This is a genomic window from Leclercia sp. LSNIH1 (assembly GCF_002902985.1).
Taxonomy (GTDB): domain Bacteria; phylum Pseudomonadota; class Gammaproteobacteria; order Enterobacterales; family Enterobacteriaceae; genus Enterobacter.
In genome coordinates, this window is record NZ_CP026167.1 from 4,024,276 (window position 1) to 4,049,856 (window position 25,581).

The 25,581-nt window shown below is 59.0% G+C and carries 20 protein-coding genes; 11 read left to right on the top strand and 9 right to left on the bottom strand.

The genetic code is table 11. From position 1 onward, the window contains the following. Window positions 1-55: 55 nt before the first annotated feature. From C2U54_RS19965 to baeR, 6 genes are read left to right on the top strand one after another with little or no spacing between them, the layout of a single operon-like run. The gene (locus C2U54_RS19965) at window positions 56-1,288 is read left to right on the top strand and encodes an MdtA/MuxA family multidrug efflux RND transporter periplasmic adaptor subunit (protein WP_103180234.1); all 1,233 of its coding nucleotides are present in this window, start codon (window positions 56-58) and stop codon (window positions 1,286-1,288) included. Continuing rightward, a complete protein-coding gene (locus C2U54_RS19970; protein WP_103180235.1) occupies window positions 1,288-4,413 on the top strand; it encodes an MdtB/MuxB family multidrug efflux RND transporter permease subunit in 3,126 nt (1,041 codons plus the stop codon). The genes C2U54_RS19965 and C2U54_RS19970 overlap by 1 nt, the downstream gene beginning before the upstream one ends. Beyond that, entirely contained in the window at window positions 4,414-7,491 is a 3,078-nt protein-coding gene (gene mdtC / locus C2U54_RS19975; RefSeq protein ID WP_103180236.1) for a multidrug efflux RND transporter permease subunit MdtC, read from the top strand. It begins immediately after the preceding gene. After that, window positions 7,491-8,906, top strand: coding sequence for an MFS transporter (locus C2U54_RS19980; RefSeq protein ID WP_103180237.1), 1,416 nt, complete (start codon window positions 7,491-7,493; stop codon window positions 8,904-8,906). The genes mdtC and C2U54_RS19980 overlap by 1 nt, the downstream gene beginning before the upstream one ends. After that, window positions 8,903-10,306 carry a two-component system sensor histidine kinase BaeS gene (baeS, locus tag C2U54_RS19985; protein WP_103180238.1) on the top strand — a complete coding sequence of 468 codons (1,404 nt, stop codon included), beginning with the start codon at window positions 8,903-8,905 and terminating at the stop codon, window positions 10,304-10,306. Before C2U54_RS19980 ends, baeS begins: the two co-directional genes overlap by 4 nt. Then, window positions 10,303-11,028, top strand: coding sequence for a two-component system response regulator BaeR (gene baeR, locus C2U54_RS19990; RefSeq protein WP_103180239.1), 726 nt, complete (start codon window positions 10,303-10,305; stop codon window positions 11,026-11,028). Before baeS ends, baeR begins: the two co-directional genes overlap by 4 nt. Window positions 11,029-11,065: 37 nt before the next feature. On the opposite strand, the gene C2U54_RS19995 is transcribed toward baeR, so the two are convergent. Then, the gene (locus tag C2U54_RS19995; protein ID WP_103180240.1) at window positions 11,066-11,809 is read right to left on the bottom strand and encodes a MerR family transcriptional regulator; all 744 of its coding nucleotides are present in this window, start codon (window positions 11,807-11,809) and stop codon (window positions 11,066-11,068) included. A gap of 108 nt (window positions 11,810-11,917) precedes the next feature. Beyond that, window positions 11,918-13,144: a diguanylate phosphodiesterase gene (locus C2U54_RS20000; RefSeq protein WP_103180241.1), complete on the bottom strand. Its 1,227-nt coding sequence runs from the start codon at window positions 13,142-13,144 to the stop codon at window positions 11,918-11,920. Between the two features lie 305 nt (window positions 13,145-13,449). On the opposite strand from C2U54_RS20000, the gene ycgZ reads away from it, so the two are divergent. From ycgZ to yegS, 5 genes are all read left to right on the top strand, one after another. Beyond that, entirely contained in the window at window positions 13,450-13,689 is a 240-nt protein-coding gene (gene ycgZ, locus C2U54_RS20005) for a regulatory protein YcgZ (protein ID WP_103180242.1), read from the top strand. A 137-nt stretch (window positions 13,690-13,826) separates the two neighbouring features. Beyond that, the gene (locus C2U54_RS20010; protein WP_103180243.1) at window positions 13,827-14,144 is read left to right on the top strand and encodes a hypothetical protein; all 318 of its coding nucleotides are present in this window, start codon (window positions 13,827-13,829) and stop codon (window positions 14,142-14,144) included. Between the two features lie 39 nt (window positions 14,145-14,183). Then, window positions 14,184-14,462 carry a biofilm development regulator YmgB/AriR family protein gene (locus C2U54_RS20015; protein WP_103180244.1) on the top strand — a complete coding sequence of 93 codons (279 nt, stop codon included), beginning with the start codon at window positions 14,184-14,186 and terminating at the stop codon, window positions 14,460-14,462. Between the two features lie 172 nt (window positions 14,463-14,634). Then, entirely contained in the window at window positions 14,635-15,996 is a 1,362-nt protein-coding gene (trhP, locus tag C2U54_RS20020; RefSeq protein ID WP_103180245.1) for a prephenate-dependent tRNA uridine(34) hydroxylase TrhP, read from the top strand. Window positions 15,997-16,821: 825 nt separating this feature from the next. Continuing rightward, window positions 16,822-17,721, top strand: a complete 900-nt coding sequence (yegS, locus tag C2U54_RS20035; protein WP_103180248.1) for a lipid kinase YegS — start codon at window positions 16,822-16,824, stop codon at window positions 17,719-17,721. Window positions 17,722-17,806: 85 nt separating this feature from the next. Here yegS and C2U54_RS20040 read toward each other — a convergent pair whose 3' ends face one another. From C2U54_RS20040 to fbaB, 7 genes are all read right to left on the bottom strand, one after another. Further along, on the bottom strand, window positions 17,807-18,580 hold the full coding sequence (locus C2U54_RS20040; protein ID WP_103180249.1) for an ABC transporter ATP-binding protein: 774 nt from the start codon (window positions 18,578-18,580) through the stop codon (window positions 17,807-17,809). Between the two features lie 9 nt (window positions 18,581-18,589). Then, window positions 18,590-19,453, bottom strand: coding sequence for an ABC transporter ATP-binding protein (locus tag C2U54_RS20045; protein WP_103181111.1), 864 nt, complete (start codon window positions 19,451-19,453; stop codon window positions 18,590-18,592). Continuing rightward, window positions 19,425-20,330 carry an ABC transporter permease gene (locus tag C2U54_RS20050; protein WP_103180250.1) on the bottom strand — a complete coding sequence of 302 codons (906 nt, stop codon included), beginning with the start codon at window positions 20,328-20,330 and terminating at the stop codon, window positions 19,425-19,427. Before C2U54_RS20050 ends, C2U54_RS20045 begins: the two co-directional genes overlap by 29 nt. Beyond that, on the bottom strand, window positions 20,327-21,364 hold the full coding sequence (locus C2U54_RS20055; RefSeq protein WP_103180251.1) for an ABC transporter permease: 1,038 nt from the start codon (window positions 21,362-21,364) through the stop codon (window positions 20,327-20,329). The genes C2U54_RS20050 and C2U54_RS20055 overlap by 4 nt, the downstream gene beginning before the upstream one ends. Next, window positions 21,361-22,977, bottom strand: coding sequence for an ABC transporter substrate-binding protein (locus C2U54_RS20060; RefSeq protein ID WP_103180252.1), 1,617 nt, complete (start codon window positions 22,975-22,977; stop codon window positions 21,361-21,363). Before C2U54_RS20060 ends, C2U54_RS20055 begins: the two co-directional genes overlap by 4 nt. Window positions 22,978-23,013: 36 nt before the next feature. Continuing rightward, the gene (locus C2U54_RS20065; protein WP_103180253.1) at window positions 23,014-24,168 is read right to left on the bottom strand and encodes a mandelate racemase family protein; all 1,155 of its coding nucleotides are present in this window, start codon (window positions 24,166-24,168) and stop codon (window positions 23,014-23,016) included. 309 nt (window positions 24,169-24,477) lie between these two features. Next, window positions 24,478-25,530 carry a class I fructose-bisphosphate aldolase gene (gene fbaB, locus C2U54_RS20070; RefSeq protein ID WP_103180254.1) on the bottom strand — a complete coding sequence of 351 codons (1,053 nt, stop codon included), beginning with the start codon at window positions 25,528-25,530 and terminating at the stop codon, window positions 24,478-24,480. Window positions 25,531-25,581 lie beyond the last annotated feature (51 nt).

Here is a 25,581-nt window from a genome sequence, read left to right on the forward strand (position 1 = left end):
GCCTCACTAAACTAGTATTATTTTCCGCACTGTTTCAGGACGAGAACATATAACGATGAAAGGCCGCAATAAATCCCGCTGGGTAATCGCCGCTGGCATCATTGTGGTGGCCCTTGCCGCCGCGTGGTACTGGCATCAACACGCTTCGGCTCCTGCCGGTGCATCCAGCCAGGCGCAGCGCCCGGCAGGCGGTGGACGTCACGGCATGCGCGGCGGCGCTCTGGCGCCGGTTCAGGCCGCCACCGCAGTCAGTAAATCCGTGCCGCGTTATCTCTCCGGGCTCGGCACCATTACCGCCGCCAACACCGTCACCGTGCGCAGCCGCGTCGACGGGCAACTTATCGCCCTGCACTTCCAGGAAGGACAACAGGTGAAGGCTGGCGATCTGCTGGCCGAAGTCGATCCCAGCCAGTTCAAGGTTGCGCTGGCCCAGGCCCAGGGACAGCTGGCTAAAGATCAGGCCACCCTTGCTAATGCCCGCCGGGATCTGGCCCGTTATCAGCAGCTGGTGAAAACCAACCTCGTCTCCCGCCAGGAGCTCGACGCCCAGCAGGCGCTGGTGAGCGAAAGCATGGGGACCATTAAGGCAGACCAGGCCGCTGTCGCCAGCGCGCAGCTCCAGCTCGACTGGAGCCGCATCACCGCCCCTATCGACGGACGCGTGGGATTAAAACAGGTGGATATCGGCAACCAGATCTCCAGCGGCGATACCACCGGGATCGTGGTGCTCACCCAGACCCACCCTATCGATCTGGTGTTTACCCTGCCGGAGAGCGATATCACCACCATTATCCAGGCGCAGAAAGCTGGTAAAAGCTTAACCGTGGAGGCCTGGGATCGCGCCAACAAGCAGAAGCTCAGCGACGGCACCCTGCTGAGCCTCGATAACCAGATCGACACCACCACCGGCACCATCAAGCTGAAAGCACGGTTTAACAATCAGGACGACGCCCTGTTCCCGAACCAGTTTGTTAACGCCCGCATGCTGGTCGCTACCGAAGAGAATGCGGTGGTGATCCCAACGGCAGCGTTGCAGATGGGTAACGAAGGCAACTTCGTCTGGGTGCTGAACAGTGACAACAAGGTCAGCAAGCACCTGGTGAAACCGGGCATTCAGGACAGCCAGAGCGTGGTCATTGCCGCCGGGCTGTCGGCAGGCGACCGCGTGGTGACCGACGGCATCGACCGTCTGACCGAAGGGGCAAAAGTGGAGGTCGTAGAATCCCACGCCGACACCCCTGCCGATCCTGGCAAACGCGAAGCTAAAAAACAGGGAGAGAACGCCTGATGCAGGTGATGCCCCCGAGCGCTACAGGCGGGCCGTCGCGTCTGTTTATCCTGCGCCCTGTCGCCACCACCCTGCTGATGGTGGCGATCCTGCTGGCGGGGATCATTGGCTACCGCTTCCTGCCGGTCTCTGCCCTGCCGGAAGTGGATTACCCCACCATTCAGGTGGTGACGCTCTACCCCGGCGCCAGCCCGGATGTCGTCACTTCCGCCATCACCGCCCCGCTGGAGCGCCAGTTTGGGCAGATGTCGGGCCTGAAGCAGATGTCCTCCCAAAGCTCCGGCGGCGCGTCGGTGGTGACGTTACAGTTCCAGCTCAGCCTGTCGCTGGATGTCGCCGAGCAGGAGGTGCAGGCCGCTATCAACGCTGCCACCAACCTGCTGCCGTCCGACCTGCCTAACCCGCCGGTCTACAGCAAGGTGAACCCGGCGGATCCGCCGATCATGACCCTCGCCGTCACCTCCTCTGCCATGCCGATGACCCAGGTGGAAGATATGGTGGAAACCCGCGTGGCGCAGAAGATCTCCCAGGTCTCCGGCGTCGGGCTGGTGACCCTCTCCGGCGGCCAGCGTCCGGCGGTTCGCGTGAAGCTCAACGCCCAGGCGATCGCCTCCCTGGGGTTGACCAGCGAAACCATCCTCACCGCCATCACTAACGCCAACGTTAACTCGGCGAAAGGCTCACTCGATGGTCCGACCCGCGCGGTGACCCTCTCCGCTAACGACCAAATGCAGTCCGCGGATGAGTATCGTCAGCTGATTGTCGCCTACCAGAACGGGGCGGCGATCCGGCTTGGCGACGTGGCGACCGTCGAGCAGGGGGCAGAAAACAGCTGGCTCGGGGCGTGGGCCAACAAACAGCAGGCGATTGTGATGAACGTCCAGCGCCAGCCGGGGGCTAACATCATCGATACCGCCGACAGCATTCGTGCGATGCTGCCCACCCTTATCGATAGTCTGCCAAAATCGGTGAGCGTTAAGGTGCTGTCGGATCGCACCACCAACATTCGCGCGTCGGTGAGCGATACCCAGTTTGAACTGATGCTGGCGATTGCGCTGGTGGTAATGATCATCTACCTGTTCCTGCGCAACGTTCCGGCGACCATTATTCCGGCGGTGGCGGTGCCCCTGTCGCTGGTGGGCACTTTCGCCGTTATGGTGTTCCTCGACTTCTCGATCAATAACCTGACGCTGATGGCCCTGACCATCGCCACCGGCTTTGTGGTGGATGACGCTATCGTGGTAATCGAGAACATCTCCCGCTATATCGAAAAAGGCGAGAAACCGCTGGCGGCGGCGTTGAAGGGGGCCGGTGAGATCGGCTTCACCATTATCTCCCTCACCTTCTCGTTAATTGCGGTGCTGATCCCGCTGCTGTTTATGGGCGATATCGTCGGGCGTCTGTTCCGGGAGTTTGCGGTGACCCTGGCGGTGGCGATTTTAATCTCAGCGGTGGTGTCGCTCACCCTGACGCCGATGATGTGCGCCCGCATGCTGAGCCATGAATCTCTGCGCAAGCAGAACCGTTTCTCCCGCGCCTCGGAGCGGATGTTCGAGCGGATTATTGCCGCTTACGGACGCCTGCTGGCCAAAGTGCTGAACCATCCGTGGGCGACCCTCGGCGTGGCGCTGGGTACCCTGGCCCTGAGCGTGCTGCTGTGGGTGATGATCCCAAAAGGCTTCTTCCCGATCCAGGATAACGGCATTATTCAGGGCACGTTGCAGGCCCCGCAGTCGGTGTCGTTCGCCAGCATGGCCCAGCGCCAGCAGGCGGTCTCAGAAGCGATCATGAAAGATCCGGCGGTGGAGAGCCTGACCTCGTTCGTCGGCGTTGATGGCACCAACCCGTCCCTCAATAGCGCTCGCCTGCAAATCAACCTCAAGCCGCTGGACGATCGCGACGACCGGGTGAACACGGTGATCGACCGACTGCAAAATGCAGTGGCGAAGGTGCCTGGCGTGGAACTCTACCTGCAGCCGACGCAGGATCTGACCATTGACACCACGGTGAGCCGCACTCAGTATCAGTTTACGTTGCAGGCCACCAGCCTTGATGCGCTCAGCACCTGGGTGCCACAGCTGGTGGATGAGCTCCAGCAGCTGCCGCAGCTCTCGGACGTCAGCAGCGACTGGCAGGACAAAGGCCTGGCGGCCTATATCAATGTCGATCGCGACAGCGCCAGCCGGCTGGGCATTAGCATGGCGGATGTGGATAACGCCCTGTACAACGCCTTCGGTCAGCGACTGATCTCCACCATCTATACCCAGGCTAACCAGTACCGGGTGGTGCTGGAGCACGATACCCGGCAGACGCCGGGGCTGGCAGGACTGGATTCGGTGCGCCTGACCAGCAAAGATGGCGGGATTGTGCCCCTGAATGCAATTGCCAAAGTGGAAGAGCGCTTTACGCCGCTGGCGGTGAACCATCTGGATCAGTTCCCCTCCACCACCATCTCGTTTAACGTGCCGGACGACTACTCGCTGGGCGAAGCGATTCAGGCCATTACCGATACGGAAAAACGTCTCAGCTTCCCGACCGATATCCAGACCCACTTCCAGGGCAGTACGCTGGCGTTCCAGGCGGCGCTCGGGAGCACCATCTGGCTGATCGTGGCCGCGGTAGTGGCGATGTACATCGTGCTGGGGGTGCTCTATGAGAGCTTTATTCATCCCATCACCATCCTCTCGACCCTGCCCACCGCGGGTGTGGGTGCGTTGCTGGCGCTGATGCTGGCGGGCAACGAGCTGGATGTGATTGCCATCATCGGCATTATCCTGCTGATCGGCATCGTCAAGAAGAACGCCATCATGATGATCGACTTTGCCCTCGCCGCCGAGCGCGAGCAGGGCATGCCGCCGCGGGAGGCGATCTATCAGGCCTGTCTGCTGCGTTTTCGTCCGATCCTGATGACCACCCTCGCCGCGCTGCTCGGCGCCCTGCCGCTGATGCTCAGCACCGGGGTCGGGGCCGAACTGCGCCGTCCGTTGGGGATTGGCATGGTGGGCGGTCTGCTGGTGAGCCAGGTGTTAACTCTGTTTACCACACCGGTGATCTATCTGCTCTTTGACCGCCTGGCCCTGTGGAGCAAAAGCCGCTTCCCGAAACGTGAAGAAGAGGAGGCGTAAGTGAAGTTTTTCGCCCTCTTCATTTACCGCCCGGTGGCGACGATTTTAATCTCCCTCGCCATCACCCTCTGCGGCGTGCTCGGCTTCCGGCTGCTGCCGGTGGCCCCGCTGCCGCAGGTGGATTTCCCGGTGATCATGGTCAGCGCCTCGCTGCCCGGCGCCTCCCCGGAAACGATGGCCTCGTCGGTGGCAACGCCGCTGGAGCGCTCGCTCGGGCGCATCGCCGGGGTCAACGAGATGACCTCCAGCAGCTCCCTCGGCAGTACGCGCATCATTCTGGAGTTTAACTTTAACCGCGACATCAACGGTGCGGCGCGCGACGTGCAGGCGGCGATCAACGCCGCGCAAAGCCTGCTCCCGAGCGGCATGCCGAGCCGTCCGACCTACCGCAAAGCCAATCCGTCCGATGCGCCGATTATGATCCTGACGCTCACCTCGGACACCTACTCCCAGGGGCAGCTGTACGACTTCGCCTCCACCCAGCTGGCGCAGACCATCGCCCAGATCGAGGGCGTGGGCGATGTGGACGTCGGCGGCAGCTCCCTGCCCGCGGTGCGCGTGGGGCTGAACCCGCAGGCGCTCTTTAACCAGGGCGTCTCGCTGGACGACGTGCGCAGCGCCATCAGCAACGCCAACGTGCGCAGGCCGCAAGGGTCGGTGGAGGATGGCAGCCGCCGCTGGCAGATCCAGACCAACGACGAGCTGAAGACCGCGGAGGAATATCAGCCCTTAATCATCCACTACAATAACGGCGCGGCGGTGCGCTTAAGCGACGTGGCAAGCGTCACCGACTCGGTGCAGGACGTGCGCAACGCCGGGATGACCAACGCTAAGCCCGCCATTTTGCTGATGATCCGCAAACTGCCGGAAGCCAACATTATTGAGACGGTGAACAGCATCCGCGCCCGTCTGCCGGAGCTGCAGGAGACCATTCCGGCGGCCATCGATCTGCAGATTGCCCAGGATCGCTCCCCCACCATTCGCGCCTCGCTCGAAGAGGTAGAGCAAACGCTGATTATCTCGGTGGCGCTGGTGATCCTGGTGGTATTTCTCTTCCTGCGCTCCGGGCGGGCGACGCTGATCCCGGCGGTGGCGGTCCCGGTGTCGCTGATTGGCACCTTCGCCGCCATGTACCTGTGCGGCTTTAGCCTCAACAATTTGTCTCTGATGGCCCTGACCATCGCCACCGGCTTTGTGGTGGATGACGCCATCGTGGTGCTGGAGAACATCTCCCGCCACCTCGAAGCGGGGATGAAACCGCTGCAGGCGGCGTTGCAAGGCTCGCGTGAGGTGGGCTTTACGGTGCTCTCCATGAGTCTCTCCCTGGTGGCGGTGTTCCTGCCCCTGCTGCTGATGGACGGACTGCCGGGGCGTCTGCTGCGTGAGTTTGCGGTCACGCTGTCGGTAGCGATAGGTATATCGCTGCTGGTGTCGCTGACGCTCACGCCGATGATGTGCGGCTGGATGCTGAAACGCAGCCCGCCGACGTCGCAGCCGCGCAAACGGGGCTTTGGCCGGATGCTGATGGCGTTGCAGTCAGGCTACGGTAAATCGCTGAAGTGGGTGCTGAACCACACCCGGATCGTCGGGCTGGTGCTGATCGGCACTATCGCCCTCAATGTCTGGATGTATATCACCATTCCAAAAACTTTCTTCCCGGAGCAGGACACGGGGGTGCTGATGGGGGGAATTCAGGCCGACCAGAGCATCTCCTTCCAGGCGATGCGCGGCAAATTGCAGGATTTCATGAAGATCATCCGCGAAGACAAAGCCGTGGATAACGTCACCGGCTTTACCGGCGGCTCGCGGGTCAACAGCGGGATGATGTTTATCACCCTCAAGCCCCGTGACGAGCGTAACGAAACTGCGCAGCAGGTGATCGACCGCCTCAGGGGCGCGCTTTCGAAAGAGCCGGGAGCAAATATGTTCCTGGTGGCGGTGCAGGATATCCGCGTGGGCGGGCGCCAGTCGAATGCCAGCTACCAGTACACCCTGCTGTCAGACGATCTTGCCGCCCTCAGAGAGTGGGAGCCGAAGATCCGCAAAGCGCTGGCAGCGCTGCCGGAGCTGGCGGACGTTAACTCCGACCAGCAGGACAACGGCGCGGAGATGGCCCTGACCTACGATCGCGAAACCATGTCGCGGCTGGGGATTGACGTCAGCGCCGCCAACAGCCTGCTGAACAACGCCTTTGGCCAGCGGCAGATCTCCACCATCTATCAGCCGATGAACCAGTACAAGGTGGTGATGGAGGTCGATCCCCGCTATACGCAGGATATCAGCGCTCTGGATAAGATGTTTGTGATTAATAACGACGGTAAGGCGATCCCGCTCTCCTATTTCGCCCGCTGGCAGCCCGCTAATGCGCCGCTGTCGGTCAACCATCAGGGGCTGTCGGCGGCCTCGACCGTGTCGTTTAACCTGCCGACCGGGAAATCCCTCTCGGAAGCGAGCGACGCCATCAACCGCGCCATGACCCAGCTTGGGGTGCCGTCCACCGTGCGTGGCAGCTTTGCCGGCACCGCCCAGGTGTTCCAGGAGACCATGAACTCACAGGTGATCCTGATTCTGGCGGCGATCGCCACGGTCTATATCGTGCTTGGGGTGCTGTATGAGAGCTATATTCATCCGCTGACGATCCTCTCCACCCTGCCCTCGGCGGGCGTGGGCGCATTGCTGGCGCTGGAGCTGTTTGGCGCCCCGTTCAGCCTGATCGCGTTGATCGGTATTATGCTGTTAATCGGCATCGTGAAGAAAAACGCCATCATGATGGTCGACTTTGCCCTGGAGGCACAGCGCAACGGCAACATGACGCCGCAGGAGGCGATCTTCCAGGCCTGTCTGCTGCGTTTTCGCCCGATTATGATGACCACCCTGGCGGCGCTGTTCGGCGCTCTGCCGCTGGTAATTTCCAGCGGGGATGGCGCGGAGCTGCGCCAGCCGCTGGGGATCACCATTGTTGGCGGGCTGGTGATGAGCCAGCTGCTGACGCTCTATACCACCCCGGTGGTCTATCTGTTCTTTGATCGCTTACGGGTGCGTTTTTCACGTAAACAGAAAGAGACGGTAACAGGCTAATGACGGATCTCCCCGCGAACGTTCGCTGGCAGCTGTGGATTGTCGCCTTCGGCTTCTTTATGCAGTCGCTGGATACGACTATCGTCAACACCGCCCTCCCCTCAATGGCGAAAAGCCTTGGGGAGAGCCCGCTGCATATGCATATGGTGATTGTCGCCTATGTGCTGACGGTGGCGGTGATGCTCCCCGCCAGCGGCTGGCTGGCGGACAAAGTGGGGGTGCGCAATATCTTCTTTACCGCCATCGTGCTTTTTACCGCAGGCTCCCTGTTCTGCGCCCGGGCGGAGACGCTCAACGAGCTGGTGATGGCCCGGGTGTTGCAGGGCGTCGGCGGCGCGATGATGGTGCCGGTAGGCAGGCTGACGGTGATGAAGATCGTCCCGCGCGAGCAGTACATGGCGGCGATGACCTTCGTGACCCTCCCCGGCCAGGTGGGGCCGCTGCTGGGCCCGGCGCTGGGCGGTGTTCTGGTGGAGTACGCCTCCTGGCACTGGATCTTCCTGATTAACCTGCCGGTGGGGATTATCGGGGCGATTTCCACCCTGATGTTGATGCCGAACTACAAAATGCAGACCCGGCGTTTCGATCTGGGTGGCTTTTTCCTGCTGGCGGCGGGGATGGCGACCCTGACCCTGGCGCTGGATGGGCAAAAGGGGCTCGGGATCTCCTCCCTGGCCCTCGCCGGGCTGGTGGCCATCGGCGTGCTGTCGATTCTCTGGTATCTGTGGCACGCCCGGGGCAATGACCGGGCGCTGTTCAGCCTGACGCTGTTTAAGAACACCACCTACCGGCTGGGGCTGCTCGGCAGCCTGGCCGGACGCATCGGCAGCGGCATGCTGCCGTTTATGACCCCGGTCTTTTTGCAGATTGGCCTCGGCTTTTCGCCGTTTCACGCCGGGCTGATGATGATCCCGATGGTGCTCGGCAGCATGGGGATGAAGCGCATTGTCGTGCAGGTGGTGAACTACTTCGGTTATCGCCGGGTGCTGGTCGCCTCCACCCTGGGGCTGGCGCTGGTGAGCCTGCTGTTTATGGGCGTTGCGCTGCTGGGCTGGTACTACGTTCTGCCGCTGGTGCTGTTCTGCCAGGGGATGATCAACTCCATCCGCTTCTCCTCCATGAATACCCTGACGCTGAAAGATCTGCCCGATGAGCAGGCGAGCAGCGGCAACAGCCTGCTGTCGATGATCATGCAGCTGTCGATGAGCGTGGGCGTGACGATTGCCGGGCTGCTGCTGGGCTTGTACGGGCAGCATCAGCTCACCGCCGACAGTGCCGTCGTCCATCAGGTATTCCTCTACACCTACCTGAGCATGGCGCTGATTATCGCCCTGCCAGCCTTTATTTTCGCCCGGGTTCCGGATGATACCAGCAAGAATGTCGTCATCAGGCGGCGCAAAAGGAGTGAAAGATGAAGTTCTGGCGACCGGGTATCACCGGCAAGCTGTTTCTGGCCATTTTCGCCACCTGTATGGTCCTGCTGATCACCATGCACTGGGCGGTGCGGGTCAGCTTTGAGCGCGGCTTTATTGACTACATCAAACACGGTAACGAGCAGCGTCTGCAGGGCCTGAGCGATGCCCTGGCCGAGCAGTACGCTCTCCACGGCAACTGGCGCTTTTTACGCAACAATGACCGCTTTGTCTTTCAAATCCTGCGCTCGCTGGAGCACGATACCGACAGCGATCGTCCCGGACCCGGCATGCCGCCCCACGGCTGGCGCACCCAGTTCTGGGTGATCGACCAGGAGATGCGTGTGCTGGTCGGCCCGCGGGCTCCGGTACCGCCGGACGGCACGAAGCGGGCCATCACCGTCAACGGCGCGGCCGTGGGCTGGGTGATCGCCTCCCCGGTCGAACGGCTGACGCGCAATACCGACATCAATTTTGATCGACAGCAGCGCCAGACCAGCTGGCTGATAGTGGCGCTCTCCACCCTGCTGGCGGCGCTGGCGACCTTTCCGCTGGCGCGCGGCCTGCTGGCCCCGGTCAAACGGCTGGTGGACGGCACCCACCAGCTGGCTGCGGGGAATTTTTCCACCCGCGTCGATACCCGCAGCCAGGACGAACTGGGCAAGCTGGCGCAGGACTTTAACCAGCTCGCCAGTACCCTGGAGAAAAACCAGCAGATGCGCCGGGATTTTATGGCGGATATTTCCCACGAGCTACGCACCCCGCTGGCGGTGCTGCGCGGCGAACTGGAGGCGATCCAGGATGGCGTGCGTAAGTTCACCCCGGAATCGGTCGCCTCTTTACAGGCGGAAGTGGGCACCCTCACTAAACTGGTAGAGGATCTGCATCAGCTGTCGATGTCCGACGAAGGGGCGCTGGCCTACCAGAAAGCGCCGGTGGATGTGATCAACATTCTGGAAGTCGCCAGCGGCGCCTTCCGGGAACGCTTTGCCAGCCGCGACCTGCGCATTGAGCTCTCGCTACCGGAAAACGCCGTAGTGTTTGGCGATCGCGACCGGCTGATGCAGCTGTTTAACAACCTGCTGGAAAACAGCCTGCGCTATACCGACGCGGGCGGCGCGCTGCGGATCGCCGGCAAGTGCGAAGAGCAGCGCTTTACGCTGACCTTCGCCGATACCGCCCCTGGCGTCACGGACGACCAGCTCAACAAGCTGTTTGAGCGTTTTTACCGCACCGAAGGCTCCCGCAATCGTGCCAGCGGCGGCTCCGGCCTGGGACTGGCGATCTGCGTCAACATCGTTGAAGCCCACGGCGGCACCCTCCGCGCCGCCCATTCGCCTTTTGGCGGGGTTAGCATTACAGTAGAGCTACCGCTGGAACGCGATTTATCGAGAGAAGCATGACTGAGTTACCCATTGACGAAAACACACCCCGCATTCTGATTGTGGAGGACGAGCCTAAGCTTGGGCAGTTATTAATCGACTATCTGCGGGCGGCGAGCTACGCCCCGTCGCTTATCAGCCACGGCGATCAGGTCCTGCCATATGTACGCCAGACCCCGCCGGATCTGATCCTGCTTGACCTGATGCTGCCGGGCACCGACGGCCTGACCCTGTGCCGCGAAATCCGCCGCTTCTCTGAAGTGCCGATTGTGATGGTCACCGCCAAAATTGAAGAGATTGACCGCCTGTTAGGTCTTGAGATCGGTGCCGACGATTACATCTGCAAACCCTACAGCCCGCGCGAAGTGGTGGCCCGGGTGAAAACCATTCTGCGCCGCTGTAAACCGCAGCGTGAGTTGCAGGTGCTGGATGCCGAAAGCCCACTCATCATTGATGAAGGTCGTTTTCAGGCAAGCTGGCGCAGTAAGTTACTGGATCTCACCCCGGCGGAATTTCGTCTGCTGAAAACCCTCTCCCATGAGCCGGGGAAGGTATTCTCCCGCGAGCAGCTGCTGAACCACCTGTATGACGATTACCGGGTGGTGACGGACCGCACCATCGACAGCCATATCAAAAATCTGCGCCGCAAGCTTGAAGCGCTGGATGCCGACCAGTCGTTTATTCGCGCAGTGTATGGCGTGGGGTATCGCTGGGAAGCGGATGCGTGCCGGATTGGCGGGTGATAAGAGAGAACGTTACCCGCTGCGGCGGGTAATGGCATCAGACGGCGTCAGCCGCCCCGTGTGCCGTAATGACATACCCCTGATTTTGCCAGTGCTCCAGCTGCTGGCGCTGTTCGTCTGATAATGTCTCGCCTGCCCAGACGAGAATATGTTGGCCCGGGAAGAACTCCGGATGGGGTAACGCCAGAGGTTCAGCAAATACGTTGATGCGCCAGCCCCGATGCGAAAGGCGCCACGCTTCCAGCCACAGGCGGGTTCGGTCCTCAATACCCCAGCCTATCAGTAACGCATCCCTGCCTGCTTTCGCACGCGACTCCGTCAGGCTGGTGACCGCCTGCTCGATCAGAATACCGTCCAGCAGGCTGCCCATCGCCCGCGCGGTGGCGTGATCGAGACGGAGAGTGGCCCGCACGGGAATAAATACATGGTCTACCAGCGCATCCACGGAGTGGTGCTGACAGAAAATCGCGATCTGCGCGCGGGATTTTGCCGGGTTGACCTGCCTCAGGGTGGCAATCATCTCTTCCCGCAGCACGCGCCAGTCTCCCGGCTCGGGGGCTTTATCCCCGTCAAGCAGGGCTTTTACCTTACCAACCGGTACGCCACGCTCAATCCAGCGCTTGATCTCCTCAATGCGCTGGAGGTCGTCATCATCAAATTGTCGATGTCCGCCTTCACTGCGCTGCGGTTTTAGCAGGCCATACCGACGCTGCCATGCACGCAGGGTGACGGGGTTGATGCCGCAACGTTCTGCCACATCGCCAATACTGTAAAAGGCCATCGATTCCTCATGACTGATCGATATATTCATTGTTCAAGGTAACGAATCTCGCCGGGCTGTACAACTCGTTATATTGTACAACAGAATTGTAACACTGCCCGGCGAAGGTTAGCGCACGACTTCCTCGCGCGGCTCAGGCCACGAAACTGGCGGGATGCCGGCCAGTTCAGGGTGGGCAAACAGGTGCCCCTGGAACTGCGAAACGCCGGCAGATTCGAGCCACATCCACTCTTCTGGCTGCTCAATGCCCACCGCGGAGATCAATATTTCCAAAGCTGTACAACATTTGATGATGGCGAGCACAATCGCCTGCCTTGGACCACTCTTGTGCACGTCGCGGATCAGGTCCCGGTTGATCTTAATTCTGTCTGGCTGGAACTGCGCCAGCAGCAATAAGCCGGCAAACCCGCCACCGAAGTGATCGATCGCCACGCCGATACCTGCGGCTTTTAGCTCACGTACCGCGCCGGTGAACTCGTCCAGACGGGAGATAACCTCGTGCTCGGTAAACTCTACCACAATCTGCTCGGCTACCAGCCCGTTGGCTTCTATCTCCTGGAGCAGATAGTTGACCGCATTGGGAACATTGACCAGCGTCATCGGTAAAAGGTTCACTGACAGGCTCTGTTCCCCCAGCCCCAACTCGCTTGCCATCGCGAAAGCAACGCTCTTGCTTTTGAGGTCAGCTTCGTAGACAGCATCCCCTTCGAGCCCCTCAAACCAGTGCTGGGCAGACTCCCCGTCCGGGGTGCGGATCAGGGCTTCGAAGGAGACAATTTCACGGGCCAGCGGGTCGATAATCGGCTGGAACGCGAAGTTGCACGTATTGCTTAAACGCCCCTGCAGCGCGCGTACGCTGGGAGCGTCATTATCCGGGACAAATACCCAGTGATCCCCTGACGGCAGCTCAAAGTAGTTCTCTTTCTCACTCTCCTCGACGAAGGTTCTGAAGAACTGCAGCGCCCTGTCGTTGTAGGTCATCTGGTACTTTGTGGTGCCCTTATCCAGCACGTTTTGCATCACCTCGTGACGGTCATAGTGGCGCAGATCGAAGAGTTCCATGCCGTACTTGCCGAAGCGTCGGGCGCGGGAGTAATCGCACAACAGTTCCACCACGTTGTGGTGACGCGGGTCTTCACAGATCGCGCGGTAAATGGCTCTTACCTTCTCCTCAGGTCCTTCGAGCAGCTGAAAAAAGAGCTTGCCGGTAAACAGGAGAATGCCGCTTACTCCGGCCTCTCTGTTTTTTACATTCGCTGCAACAACCATGTCTTCCAGCACGGTAACCGGTACGTCGTCACGAAAATGACTACGGTAAATGATGGTAGTGAGCATCGGGTTTCCAATAAGAGGAGGTGAATGAAAGTCCACAGTATCAGATGGTTGGCTGCACGTCTTGGCAGCCTGCCCAGACGGGAAAATAGCCCGTCACCTGTACCCGCCTTAATGACGAAAATCGTCGACAATGTACAATCTTTTTAGACTGTTTTACACAATTTGTATTTTTTAAGATGTTGAATAGAAACACTTAGCACGTATTGATCAAAATATATTTGTTAACTTGTACAATTAGTATGTACAGTATTTACCAGTTAACAAGATATTAACCATTTAAATACAGCGGAATTCAGGAGTGACATATGCGCGAGAACGGGTACACACCGAACACAGCCAATGCCATTGCCCAGTACTTTAACAAAGCAAACCAGCCCTCCCAGCAGGAGACGCTGGGTCAAATTGTGGTTGAAATTCTACGGGAAGGAAAAATCCTTAACCGAAAGGCGATTTGTACCCGTCTTCTTCACCGCATGGAACAGGCGTCGGATCGGGAAGAGGAGAGCCGATATCAAACTCTGGTTGGCCTGCTGTTTGAACGTTAAGCGATACGCCACAGCAGCTGATTACCTTGTTTTTTGAGTCAGTTTTTTCTTTGCAACAGTTTTTTTATACTGTCGCCACAGACTGACTTTATGCCGCTTCTCTCCTGGCAGGAAGATGCGGCGACAGAGACGTAGTTATGAACAGAAGTGACCATGAACGACTGACTGATGAACTTATTGGCGAAGCCACGTTTTCTTTACTGAAAGATAATGGCCCCATCAGCATGAAGCTGTTGCTGGAGAGGCTGCAGCAGATGTTATCGGTAGAGCAGGACGGGCAGCGCCGGAATGCGCTTTCCCAAATTATTCTGGAAATTTCCAATGATGGAAAAGGGAGCGCCCGGCGTAATAACCAAAGTGAACAACAGGCGTGGGACACGGATGGTCGACACTGCAGCAGCAATGTCTATCCTCTGTTTGGCAATAGCCCGCAAGCCAACAGAAATAAGCATTAACTGCATAATTAACTTATATAACTGAACCGGTGTGACACTATGAGCCAGGCTATGCTCCAGAATAATGATTTTTACGACGAACTGCCCAATGCTGCATTGTCCAACTACTTTCGCAGTGCTGGCGGTTTGCTGGCCGAAGAGTGGGCGCTGCTTCAGACTGTAACGGGTGCCATTCTGGATGCGAAGGAACCGCTGACTAACAAAGCGATTATTTTACGTTTGATCCGCGAAATTGAATCGACGCGCGACGTTGTCCGTGCCGATGTCATTCGTAAGACCCTGGAAATCATTGTCGATCACACCCAGGACGACCTCTGATTCCCCACGCCTGAGCTGATGCCGACGGTACTGTCCTGCCGTCGGCGTTTACTCACTCAATGGTTTACCTCCCCTTCCCGCAGCGCTACAATGCCCGCCCTTAATGTATGGGATCTCCTCCCGGCGCCCACCTTGTGCGCGCATCTGACCTGTCATCAGAACGAGAACGAACATGTTTAAACCGGAACTCCTCTCCCCGGCGGGAACGCTGAAAAATATGCGTTACGCTTTCGCCTACGGCGCCGATGCCGTTTATGCGGGCCAGCCGCGCTACTCCCTGCGCGTGCGTAATAATGAATTTAACCATGAGAATCTGCAGCTCGGCATCAACGAAGCCCACGCGCAGGGTAAAAAATTCTACGTGGTGGTCAACATCGCGCCGCATAACGCCAAGCTGAAAACGTTTATCCGTGACCTGAAGCCGGTGGTGGAGATGGGGCCAGACGCGTTGATCATGTCGGACCCGGGTTTGATCATGCTGGTGCGGGAGCACTTCCCGGAGATGGACATTCATCTCTCGGTACAGGCCAACGCCGTAAACTGGGCGACGGTGAAATTCTGGAAGCAGATGGGGCTGACCCGCGTGATATTGTCCCGCGAGCTGTCGCTGGAAGAGATCGAAGAGATCCGCACCCAGGTGCCAGACATGGAGCTGGAGATATTCGTTCACGGCGCGTTGTGCATGGCCTACTCTGGCCGCTGCCTGCTCTCCGGGTATATCAACAAGCGTGACCCGAACCAGGGCACCTGCACCAACGCCTGCCGCTGGGAGTATAACGTTCAGGAAGGTAAGCAGGATGAGGTAGGCAATATCGTGCATAAGCACGAGCCTATTCCGGTGCAAAATATTGAACCGACGCTGGGTATCGGGGCTCCGACCGACAGCGTGTTTATGATTGAAGAGGCCCAGCGCCCGGGTGAATACATGACCGCGTTCGAAGACGAGCACGGCACCTATATTATGAACTCCAAAGATCTGCGTGCCATTGCCCACGTGGAGCGCCTCACCCAGATGGGTGTGCACTCCCTTAAAATCGAAGGCCGCACCAAGTCCTATTACTACTGCGCGCGTACCGCCCAGGTTTATCGCCAGGCGATTGACGATGCGGCTGCAGGTAAACCGTTCGACAGTACCCTGTTGCAAACGCTGGAAGGGCTGGCGCACCGCGGTTATACCGAAGGCTTCCTGCGACGCCATACCCATGACGATTACCAGAACTATGAATATGGCCACTCGGTTTCTGAACGCCAGCAGTTTGTCGGCGAGTTCACCGGCGAGCGCAAGGGCAACCTTGCGGCGGTGGCGGTTAAAAACAAGTTCCTCGTAGGCAACAGCCTGGAGTTGATGACCCCGCAGGGCAATATCAACTTTACCCTGGAGCATATGGTGAATGGCAAAGGCGAGTCGGTCACCGTCGCACCGGGAGATGGACATACCGTCTGGCTGCCGGTCCCGGAAGAGATTGCCCTGGATTATGCGTTACTGATGCGTAATTTTAACGGCGAAAATACCCAAGCGCCGCACGTTAAGTAATGAAAGCGGGTTATTTTTTGGTATGAGATGATTCTTAGAATTCGATCACATACCGCTGCGTTTGATGAGGGTATTATTGCCAACGCTGAAAAACATAACCCATAAATGCTAGCTGTACCAGGAACCACCTCCTTAGCCTGAGTAATCTCCCTTACGCAGGCTAATTTTTTTGTCTAAAAACCCCTTCTTTTTTCTACCCAGTATCGTAACGACCTCAAAGCCCGCCCTTAACGTAAATTTCTTTCTTTTTTCGCCGGGAAGTGACTTAATTTATCAATTTATTAAAGTCAGGTTATTCATAAACATGTCTGATGCTATTCTTCTTATGAAGGAAATTTCACTTAAGGAGAAGGAGGAAATATGTACTGGGTGGTTGAAAAAAGGATGGTTTGCCCTCGTACTGGAACAATTTTTATACATGTACTCACCGTTAAAAATCTCAGGCTGATAATCTGGTACAAGGGAGATTATTTTATCAGCGTCGGCTCGGTCCTTGTGACAAGTCCCTTCGGTATTGTTATCGACGGTAAAATCAGAGCACTAAACATTCTTCGTACATTCCCTTATAACCCCACGCTTTGGTCATCATTTCTGAAAAGTTCCGGCTGCCCTGGCAATGAGGGGGCGCTGATCACCCGCTGTATGCATCGTCGCGACTGCGTCTTTGCATTATGTCCCTATGGCGCGATAACGTCTTAATATCCTGACCGAGTGGCGCAAACTTAGGATCGCCACTCATTTAATTTTTCGCCTTTCGTCCTCTTCTTACCCGCTTTTCTCCGCGCTGCGATACACTTCTTGAAGATCAGCACAGGAGCAACGTGGATGGCGACCTATCCGGCAAGTTTATTAATTCTCAATGGTAAAAGCGCGGGCAACGATCTTTTGCGCGAGGCGGTTACACTGTTACGCGACGAAGGCGTTCAAATCCACGTGCGCGTCACCTGGGAAAAAGGCGACGCGGCACGCTATATCAATGAAGCCCGCACGCTTGGCGTCGAGACGGTCATTGCGGGCGGTGGTGATGGCACCATTAACGAGGTGGCGTCCGCATTAATTAATCTGCAGGGCGATCACCGTCCCGCGCTGGGTATACTGCCCCTCGGCACAGCGAACGATTTTGCCACCAGCGCAGGCATCCCGGAGGCGCTCGATAAAGCCCTGCAGTTGGCTATCGCCGGAAAAGCCACGGCGGTAGATATTGCCCGGGTCAACGACAAAACCTGCTTTATCAATATGGCGACGGGGGGATTTGGCACCCGTATTACCAGCGAAACCCCGGAAAAACTGAAAGCGGCATTGGGTGGGGTCTCGTACCTGATCCATGGTCTGGCGCGATTAGATACCCTGAAACCCGATCTGTGCGAAATCCGCGGCGAGAACTTCCACTGGCAGGGTAACGCCCTGGTGATTGGCATCGGCAATGGCCGTCAGGCAGGCGGCGGTCAGCAGCTTTGCCCGGAGGCGCTGATCAATGACGGGCTGCTCGGGGTGCGTATCATCACTGGCGATGAGCTGCTGCCTGCCCTGTTCACTACTCTGACCAAAGCGGAAGAGAGCCCGCATCTTGTGGATGGCGAGTCGGCGTGGTTCGAAATTCAGGCGCCGCACGGCATGACCTTTAACCTGGATGGCGAGCCGTTGAGCGGGGACCACTTCCACATCGCCCTTTTGCCGGGGGCGCTCAAATGTCGGTTGCCGCCGGACTGTCCGCTTCTGCGCTGAGTTGCCCGGCGGCGCTGCGCTTGCGCGAGTCTACGGGTTTTGTAGGCCGGGTAAGGCGAAGCCGCCACCCGGCAAACAGACCGCACTAATAGACCGCCACCTCCCTCGCCATCTCGCGGCTGTACTGCTGGCTGGCGCTGACCAGCATTCGGGTGTAATCGGTTTTAGCCTGCCCCGCCACCAGGTCATCCACCGTCAGCGTTTCCAGAATTTTGCCGTACTGCATCACCGCCACCTTCTGGCAGAGATGGGCGATCACCCCCAGGTCATGGGTCACCATCAGGTAGGTGAGTTTCGACTCGCGCTGCAGTTCCGCCAACAGGTTTAAGATTTCTGCCTGTACCGAGACGTCCAGCGCTGAGGTAGGTTCATCCAGCAACAGCACCTGCGGCTCCAGGATCAGTGCCCTGGCAATGGCCACGCGCTGGCGCTGGCCGCCGGAGAGCTGATGCGGGTAGCGGTCGCGGAAAGCGCGATTGAGACCAACCTTGTCCAGCAAGCCGTGAATACGTCGCTCCCGGTCGTTGATGCCGTGAATTTGCAGCGGCTCTTCCAGAATATCGCCGATGGTGTGCCGGGGGTGCAGCGAACCGTACGGGTCCTGAAATACCATCTGCACCAGACGGCAGCGTTGCGGGCTGATGCGCCGCTCCAGCGCCTGGCCGTTAATCGCCAGCGCCCCCTCCCAGTGGGTGAATAATCCTGCCAGGCACTTTAACACCGTGGTTTTACCGGAACCCGACTCCCCTACCAGGCCATAAATCTCCCCTGGCTGCACGCTGATATTGACGTCGTACAGAACCTGGCTGCGTTTTTCCCCTTCACCAAAAGCCAGATTCAGGTTTTTTACCTCGATCATCTTCGCTCCTTATTCGGTCAGCCAGCTGGCCTGGCGCTGCAACACCGGCAGCACCGGACGGCGGTGATTCATCTCAGGCAGGGCATTGATCAACCCCTGCGTGTAGGGGTGCTTCGCGTTGTGCAGATCGTGGGCGGCGATGGACTCCACCACCCGCCCGGCGTACATCACCAGCACCCGGTCACAGAAGCTGCGCACCAGGTTGATATCGTGACTGATAAAGATCAGCCCCAGCCCGCGGGACTGGACTAAATCGTCCAGCAGGCCCAGCACCTGTAGCCGCACCGAGACGTCCAGCGCTGACGTCGGCTCATCGGCAATCACCAGCTCCGGGTCGGTGATCAGCATCATGGCGATCATGATGCGCTGCCCCTGCCCGCCGGAGATCTCATGCGGATAGAGCTGATAGACCCGCTCCGGCTGGCGAATGCGCACTACATCGAGCATCTCCAGCACTTTGGCTTTCGCCTCGGCCTTACGCCCAGGATGATGAGTCAGCCAGGCCTCGGCAATCTGATCCCCAACGCAGACCACCGGGTTCAGGGAGTACTTCGGATCCTGCATGATCATCGAGATGCGCTTGCCGCGGATGCCGCGCATCTGCGCCTCGCTGACGCTGCGTAAATCGACATCGCCAAACTGCATTCGGGTGGCAGTGATCTGCGCCTTTGCCGGGTGCAGGCGCAGCAGCGCCCGCCCGACGGTGGATTTCCCGGAGCCCGACTCACCGACAATCGCCAGCTTCTCGCGCCCGAGCTGAAAGGAGACGCCGCGCACCGCGTGGGTGACCGCGCGTCCGTTGATAAAATCGACGTGCAGATCGCGCACGTCGAGCAGCGGCGCATCAGGCGCTGCGAGGATCGAGGATGTCACGTAAGCCATCTCCTAAGAAGTTGAACGCCAGGCTGTTAATCAGGATCGCCAGCCCCGGAATTGTCACCACCCACCAGCACTCCATCATGTAGGTGCGGCCGCTGGAGATCATCGCCCCCCACTCCGGCTCCGGCGGCTGCGCGCCAAGGCCGAGGAAGCCCAGCCCGGCAGCGGTCAGGATGATCCCGGCCATATTCATGGTGATACGGATAATCACCGACGGCAGGCACAGCGGCACGATGTGGCGCCACAGCACCCGTACCGGGGAGGCCCCCTGCAGACGCACGGCGGAGATAAAGTCGGCCTGGCGTAACGACAGGGTTTCAGCGCGAGCCAGTCGGGCTATCGGCGGCCAGGCGGTGAGCGTAATGGCGATCACCACATGTTCCAGCCCCGGGCCGAGCGCTGCGACAAACGCCAGCGCCAGCACCAGGCTCGGGAAAGAGATAAAGATATCGGTGACTCGCATCAGGACCGCATCCACCTTGCCGCCAAAGTAGCCGGCGGTAACACCCAGCAGCAGCCCCAGCGGGCCAACGGTGACCGACACCAGCAGTACGATATAGAGCGTGATGCGCGAGCCGTAGACCAGGCGGCTGAAGATATCCCGGCCAAATTCGTCAGTGCCGAACCAGTGCTGCGCGTTCGGCGCCACCAGGGCGTTGTTGAGATCCTGCACCAGCGGGTTGTACGGGGCGATCCAGGGCGCGAAGGCCGCCACGATCAACAGCAGCAGAATAATGCCGCCGCCAATGGCCGTCAGCGGGTTACGCGCCATCTGCCCGGCAAACCCAAAGGTGCGGCGGGCCATCCGCGCCAGACGCTGGCGCCCTTCGCTGCGGGAAGCGCGCAGCGGTGTATCCAGAGAAACGGTCATGATTTCGTCCTCGGGTCAAAGAGTTGATACAGCATGTCGGAGAGCAGATTGAGCATCACGAAGATCATCCCCACCAGCAGCACGCAGCCCATCACCGCATTCATATCCCCCAGCAGCAGGCTGCCGGTGAGATAGGAGCCAAAGCCCGGCCAGGAGAAGACGGTTTCAATCAGCACCGCCCCTTCCAGCAATGAGCCGTAGGCCAGCGCCACCACCGTCAGCAGCTGCACGAGGATGTTGCGAAACGCATGGTTCCAGATCACCTGGCGCTCGGTTAAGCCTTTTACCCGGGCGGTGATAATGAACTCCTGCGACAGCTGGGCCAGCATAAAGCTGCGGGTCATGCGGCTAATGTAAGCCAGGGAGTGGAAGCCCAGCAGCGAGGCGGGCAGCACCAGATGGTTAATGGCGTTCCAGAAGACCGCGCTATTACCCGCCAGCAGGGCATCGACGGTCATCAGTCCGGTGCGACGCGGCACCAGGCCATCCAGCCCTAAATCCAGCCGTCCGGCGCCCCCTACCCAGCCAAGCCAGGCGTAGAACAGCAGCAGCCCCATCATTCCCACCCAGAAGATTGGCGTGGAGTACCCGGCCAGGCTGATGATGCGTACCACATAATCCGAGACGCTGTTACGGCGCGCGGCCGCCAGCACCCCAAGCGGGATCCCTAAACCGGCGCCGACAATAATCGCCATGGTTGCCAGCTCCAGGGTGGCCGGGAAGACGCGCAGAATATCATCCAGCACCGGTTTGCCGGTCAGCAGGGCATTGCCAAAATCGCCGTGCAGCAGGTTATTGAGGTAGATCCCGAACTGGGTCAGCAGGGATTTATCGAAGCCCAGCTGTTGATAGACCTGCTGATAGGTGCTGTGGTCCGCATCCGGGCCGACAATGGCCAGCACCGGGTCGACCGGCATGACGCGGCCAATGAAAAAGGTCAGCACCAGCAGGCCGAACAGGGTCACCAGTACCTGGGTCAGGCGTTTTGAAAAACGCCGGGTGCGGGAGCCTGGGGCGAGGATCGCAACACTCATTTTTCACCTCCAGTTTTGTAGACTTCCCGCAGGAAGGTGGTGGCGGAGGGATGCGACTGGAAGTTTTTGACTTCGTTACGCACCACCACCGAATCGACCATCTGGGAGAGCGGGATCAGCGCCGGGATCAGCTGGTCGTAACGCACCTGAATCTGCTGATAGTCGGCGATCTGTTTTTGCGGATCGCGCTCCAGCAGCGCTTTATCGATCATCTCGTTTAGCGTTTTGTCGTAAAAACTGGTGCGCCAGCCCTGGAAGTTAGTCAACCGGGCTTCATCGCTGTTGTCCGGGTTATAGACCAGCGCGCGCAGGCTGGAGTGCGGGTGCGGCTCCACGCCGCTGCCGCCGCGCCCCACCAGCATGTCGAACTTACGCTCGCGCATCGCGCCGTAGATCTGATTCCCGGTGCCGGTAATGATTTTGGCGTTGATACCCGCCTGCATCAGGGTGGACTGTACGGCGATGGCGATATTGAGGAACGGCTGATCCGCCAGCACCCGCAGGGTGGTGTCAAAACCTTCCGGATAGCCCGCCTCCGCCAGCAGCTTTCTGGCGCGCGGGATATCGAGTTTGTAGCCCGGATCAGGCAGCGTCGACGGCATTCCCGCTTTGATGGGCCGCTGGTGTAGTACGCCATAGCCCGGCATCAGCGCCTTGTTGATACCCTGATAGTCAATGAGATAGCGCACCGCCTCGCGCACTTTCGGGTTGGCGAAGTGTTTCTCCTTCATGCTCATCGCCACGTAGTAGACCGTGCCCTTTTGCACGGCTTCGACAGTGAGCTGCGGATCCTTGCGCAGGGCGTTGATGTCAGCCACCGCCATGTTGCTGGCGATATCCAGATCCCCTTTCTCCACCATCAGGCGCAGGGTTTGCGACTCCTGGAAGTGGCGCAACACCACGCGGTTCATATTCGGCTCTTCGCGCCAGTAGTGCGGATTGCGCTGCATGCGCAGCACATCTTTTGCCTGCCAGGTCTCCAGCATAAACGGCCCGGATCCGGCTTCGTTGGTGGTGAGCCAGCGGTTGCCCCAGTCGTTGTTCACCTCGTGGCTAAGCACCGTTTTGCGGTCCAGCACGCCAAGGTTGCCCAGCGCCCCGAGGGAGTAGATCACCAGCTGCGGATCGTTGGCCTTAGGCAAGGTGAGCTGTACGGTGTAGTCATCCAGGGCCTTAATCTGCTGGTCGATGTTCTTCTTACTGAAACCGTAAGATTTCCATACCGAGGCCTGAGCGAGGTTCAGGTGCAGCAGGCGGCGCATGGACCACACCACGTCTTCGGCGGTCAGCGGGTTACCGGAGTGGAAGGTGACGTTATCGCGCAGGTGGAAGGTCAGGGTTTTGCCGTCCGGCGAGATATCCCATGATTTCGCCAGCGCCGGTTTGACGTTGGTGAGCGTGTTAGGATCCAGTTCCACCAGCGAATCGTAGAGATTGACCACAATGCCCACCACCTCGTTGCCGGTCATCGCGGCCGGATCGAGGGTCAGCAGGTTATTCATGTTCATACCGATGATGAGCTGATCGGGCGGCGTTTTCGCGTACGCCGCACCGCTCCCCATCATCAGCGAGAGCGCGAGTAAACACGCCCTCGTGAGGGAGTTTTTCTTCATCTGTGTATACCGTTTGTAGGGTAGAAGTTTTATTTATCAGTCGTGGCTGACGGTATTGGCTTCGATATACGCAAAATTAATCTCTTCGCCGAGTCCCGGACGCGTCGGCAGGCTGACCATGCCCTCATCATCCATCGGGTCGATCAGGCTGTGCAGGTACGCAGCTGGCTCATCGTAATCGAGGAACGGGTGCAGCAGTCCGCGCTCGTACCAGCGGCAGTTCTTGATCGCGCCAATCACCGCCAGGCTCGCCGCGCCGTTGCCGTGCACTTCGCAGTCCATACCAAACGATTCGGCCAGGTTGGCCACTTTCAGGGTTGGCGAAATGCCGCCCACGCCATTGGCACCGGCGCGCAGGATGTCGCACGCCCCGGCTCTAACCCAGTCGGCGCGGCTGTGGTGTTTACCGCCCAGGCTTTCCGGCCCGATAATCGGAATGGAGAGGTTTTCCGCCAGCCAGGCATAGGAGGCCATGCTCTCCTCTTCCATCGGCTCTTCAAACCAGGCGAAATTGAGTTTTTCCAGCTCCTTACCGATCCACAGTGCTTCCGCGCGGCTGTACCAGTGGTAGCCGTCGATCATCAGGTCGATATCCGGCCCGACCGCTTCACGCACCGCGGCGCAGGCTTTGATATCCATCTTCGGGTTGGGGGCGAAAGAGACTGGCGGCATCCAGGTGTGGAGCTTGATCGCTTTGTAGCCGCGGGCAACCAGTTTTTCCGCGAAGCTGGCGTACTCTTCCGGGGTGGAGAGACCGCCCGGCAGGTCATCGCCGCACATGGTACTGCCGTAGGCGGGGACTTTATCGCGATAGCCGCCGAGGAGTTTCCACACCGGCATATTCAGCTTGCGGCCAATCAGATCCCACAGCGCCTGCTCGACAAAGCCCAGCGCGCGCTCGGTCAGCTGATGAGCGCTGCCGCGCTGCCAGTGCGCCAGCTCCTGCCAGATCTTTTCGCGATTAAACGCATCCTGGCCGATCAGCACCTTACGGAAGAAGGTATTGACCACAAAGGGGCGCACCACTTCCGGCGGTGCAAAGGCGTACCCTTTAGTGCCATCGTCTGCGGTAATGGTCAGCATCGCCATTTTCGCCAGGCTTTCCGGTCCCGGATGGGAATGTCCGGCGCTGTCAGAGACCCGGCGGGTGGGATACTGAAAGACGGTGACGTTTACAGATTCGATTTTCATTTTTTGTCCTTAAAACGGCGTAGGTTCAGCGTGTTCTTTCATTTTGAAAAGCTGTTTCGAAACTAACTTTAAGCGCAAAATTCGTCCACTGCCTTAGACAAATTCCGCTAAGCGCTGACCATTTTTTGTGCATCTGCACGGGAGGGAGTGATACTTTTCACAAAAGAGAGGGGAAATGTGAAGTGGATCGGAAGGGTGATTTGAATGAAATGAAACAAGGTTTCGTTAGCAGTTCTCGTCGCTGTAGGCCGGGCAAATAAAGTGCCGCCCGGCATCTGCCCCTCTTCCAACGGAAGAGGGGCAGAATGGCTAGGCGATAGTGACTTTTTTATCGAGATACACGTCCTGCACGGCGTTAATCAGCTTCACGCCGTCGGCCATCGATTTTTTAAACGCCTTACGGCCAAGGATCAGCCCCATACCGCCCGCGCGTTTATTGATCACAGCCGTGCGCACCGCATCGGTGAGATCGGTCTCGCCTCCTGCCGCACCGCCTGAGTTGATCAGCCCCGCGCGGCCCATATAGCAGTTCGCCAGCTGGTAGCGCACCAGGTCGATGGGGTTATCGCTGGTCAGTTTGCTGTAGACCCGATCGTCGGTATAGCCAAACTTGACCGCCGTATAGCCGCCGTTGTTCTCGGCCATTTTCTGCTTAACGATATCCGCCCCGATGGTGGCCGCCAGATGGTTGGCCTGCCCGGTTAAATCGGCAGAGACGTGGTAATCCGTGCCGTCTTTATTGAAGGCCGGGTTACGCAGATAGGCCCACAGCACCGTCACCATGCCCAGCTCATGGGCACGCTCGAAGGCGGCGGAGATCTCTTCTATCTGGCGGCGCGACTGCTCGGAGCCGAAATAGATGGTCGCCCCTACCGCTACCGCACCCATGTTGAACGCCTGCTCGACGCTGGCATACAGGGTCTGATCATATTCGGTAGGGTAGCTCAGGGTTTCGTTGTGGTTGAGCTTGACAAGGAACGGGATGCGGTGGGCATAACGTCGCGAGACCGAGGCCAGCACGCCATAGGTGGAGGCCACGCAGTTACAGCCCGCCTCGATCGCCAGCTCGACGATATTCTTCGGATCGAAATAGAGCGGGTTAGCGGCAAACGACGCCCCGGCCGAGTGCTCCACCCCCTGGTCCACCGGCAGGATCGACAGATAGCCGGTTCCCCCCAGACGCCCGGTGTTATACAGGGTCTGCATATTTCGCAGTACCGCTGGCGGGCGGTTGTTGTCGACCATCACGCGGTCAACGTAGTCGTGGCCAGGCAGATAGAGCTGGTCGGCTGGAATGGTCATACAACGATGCTGTAACAGGCTTTCGGCATCTTTGCCAAGCAACTGCGCAATATCAGTCATAGTTTTGCTCCCCTTAGTGCCGACGGGCTGTCGGCATGTTTTCTCCAGGCT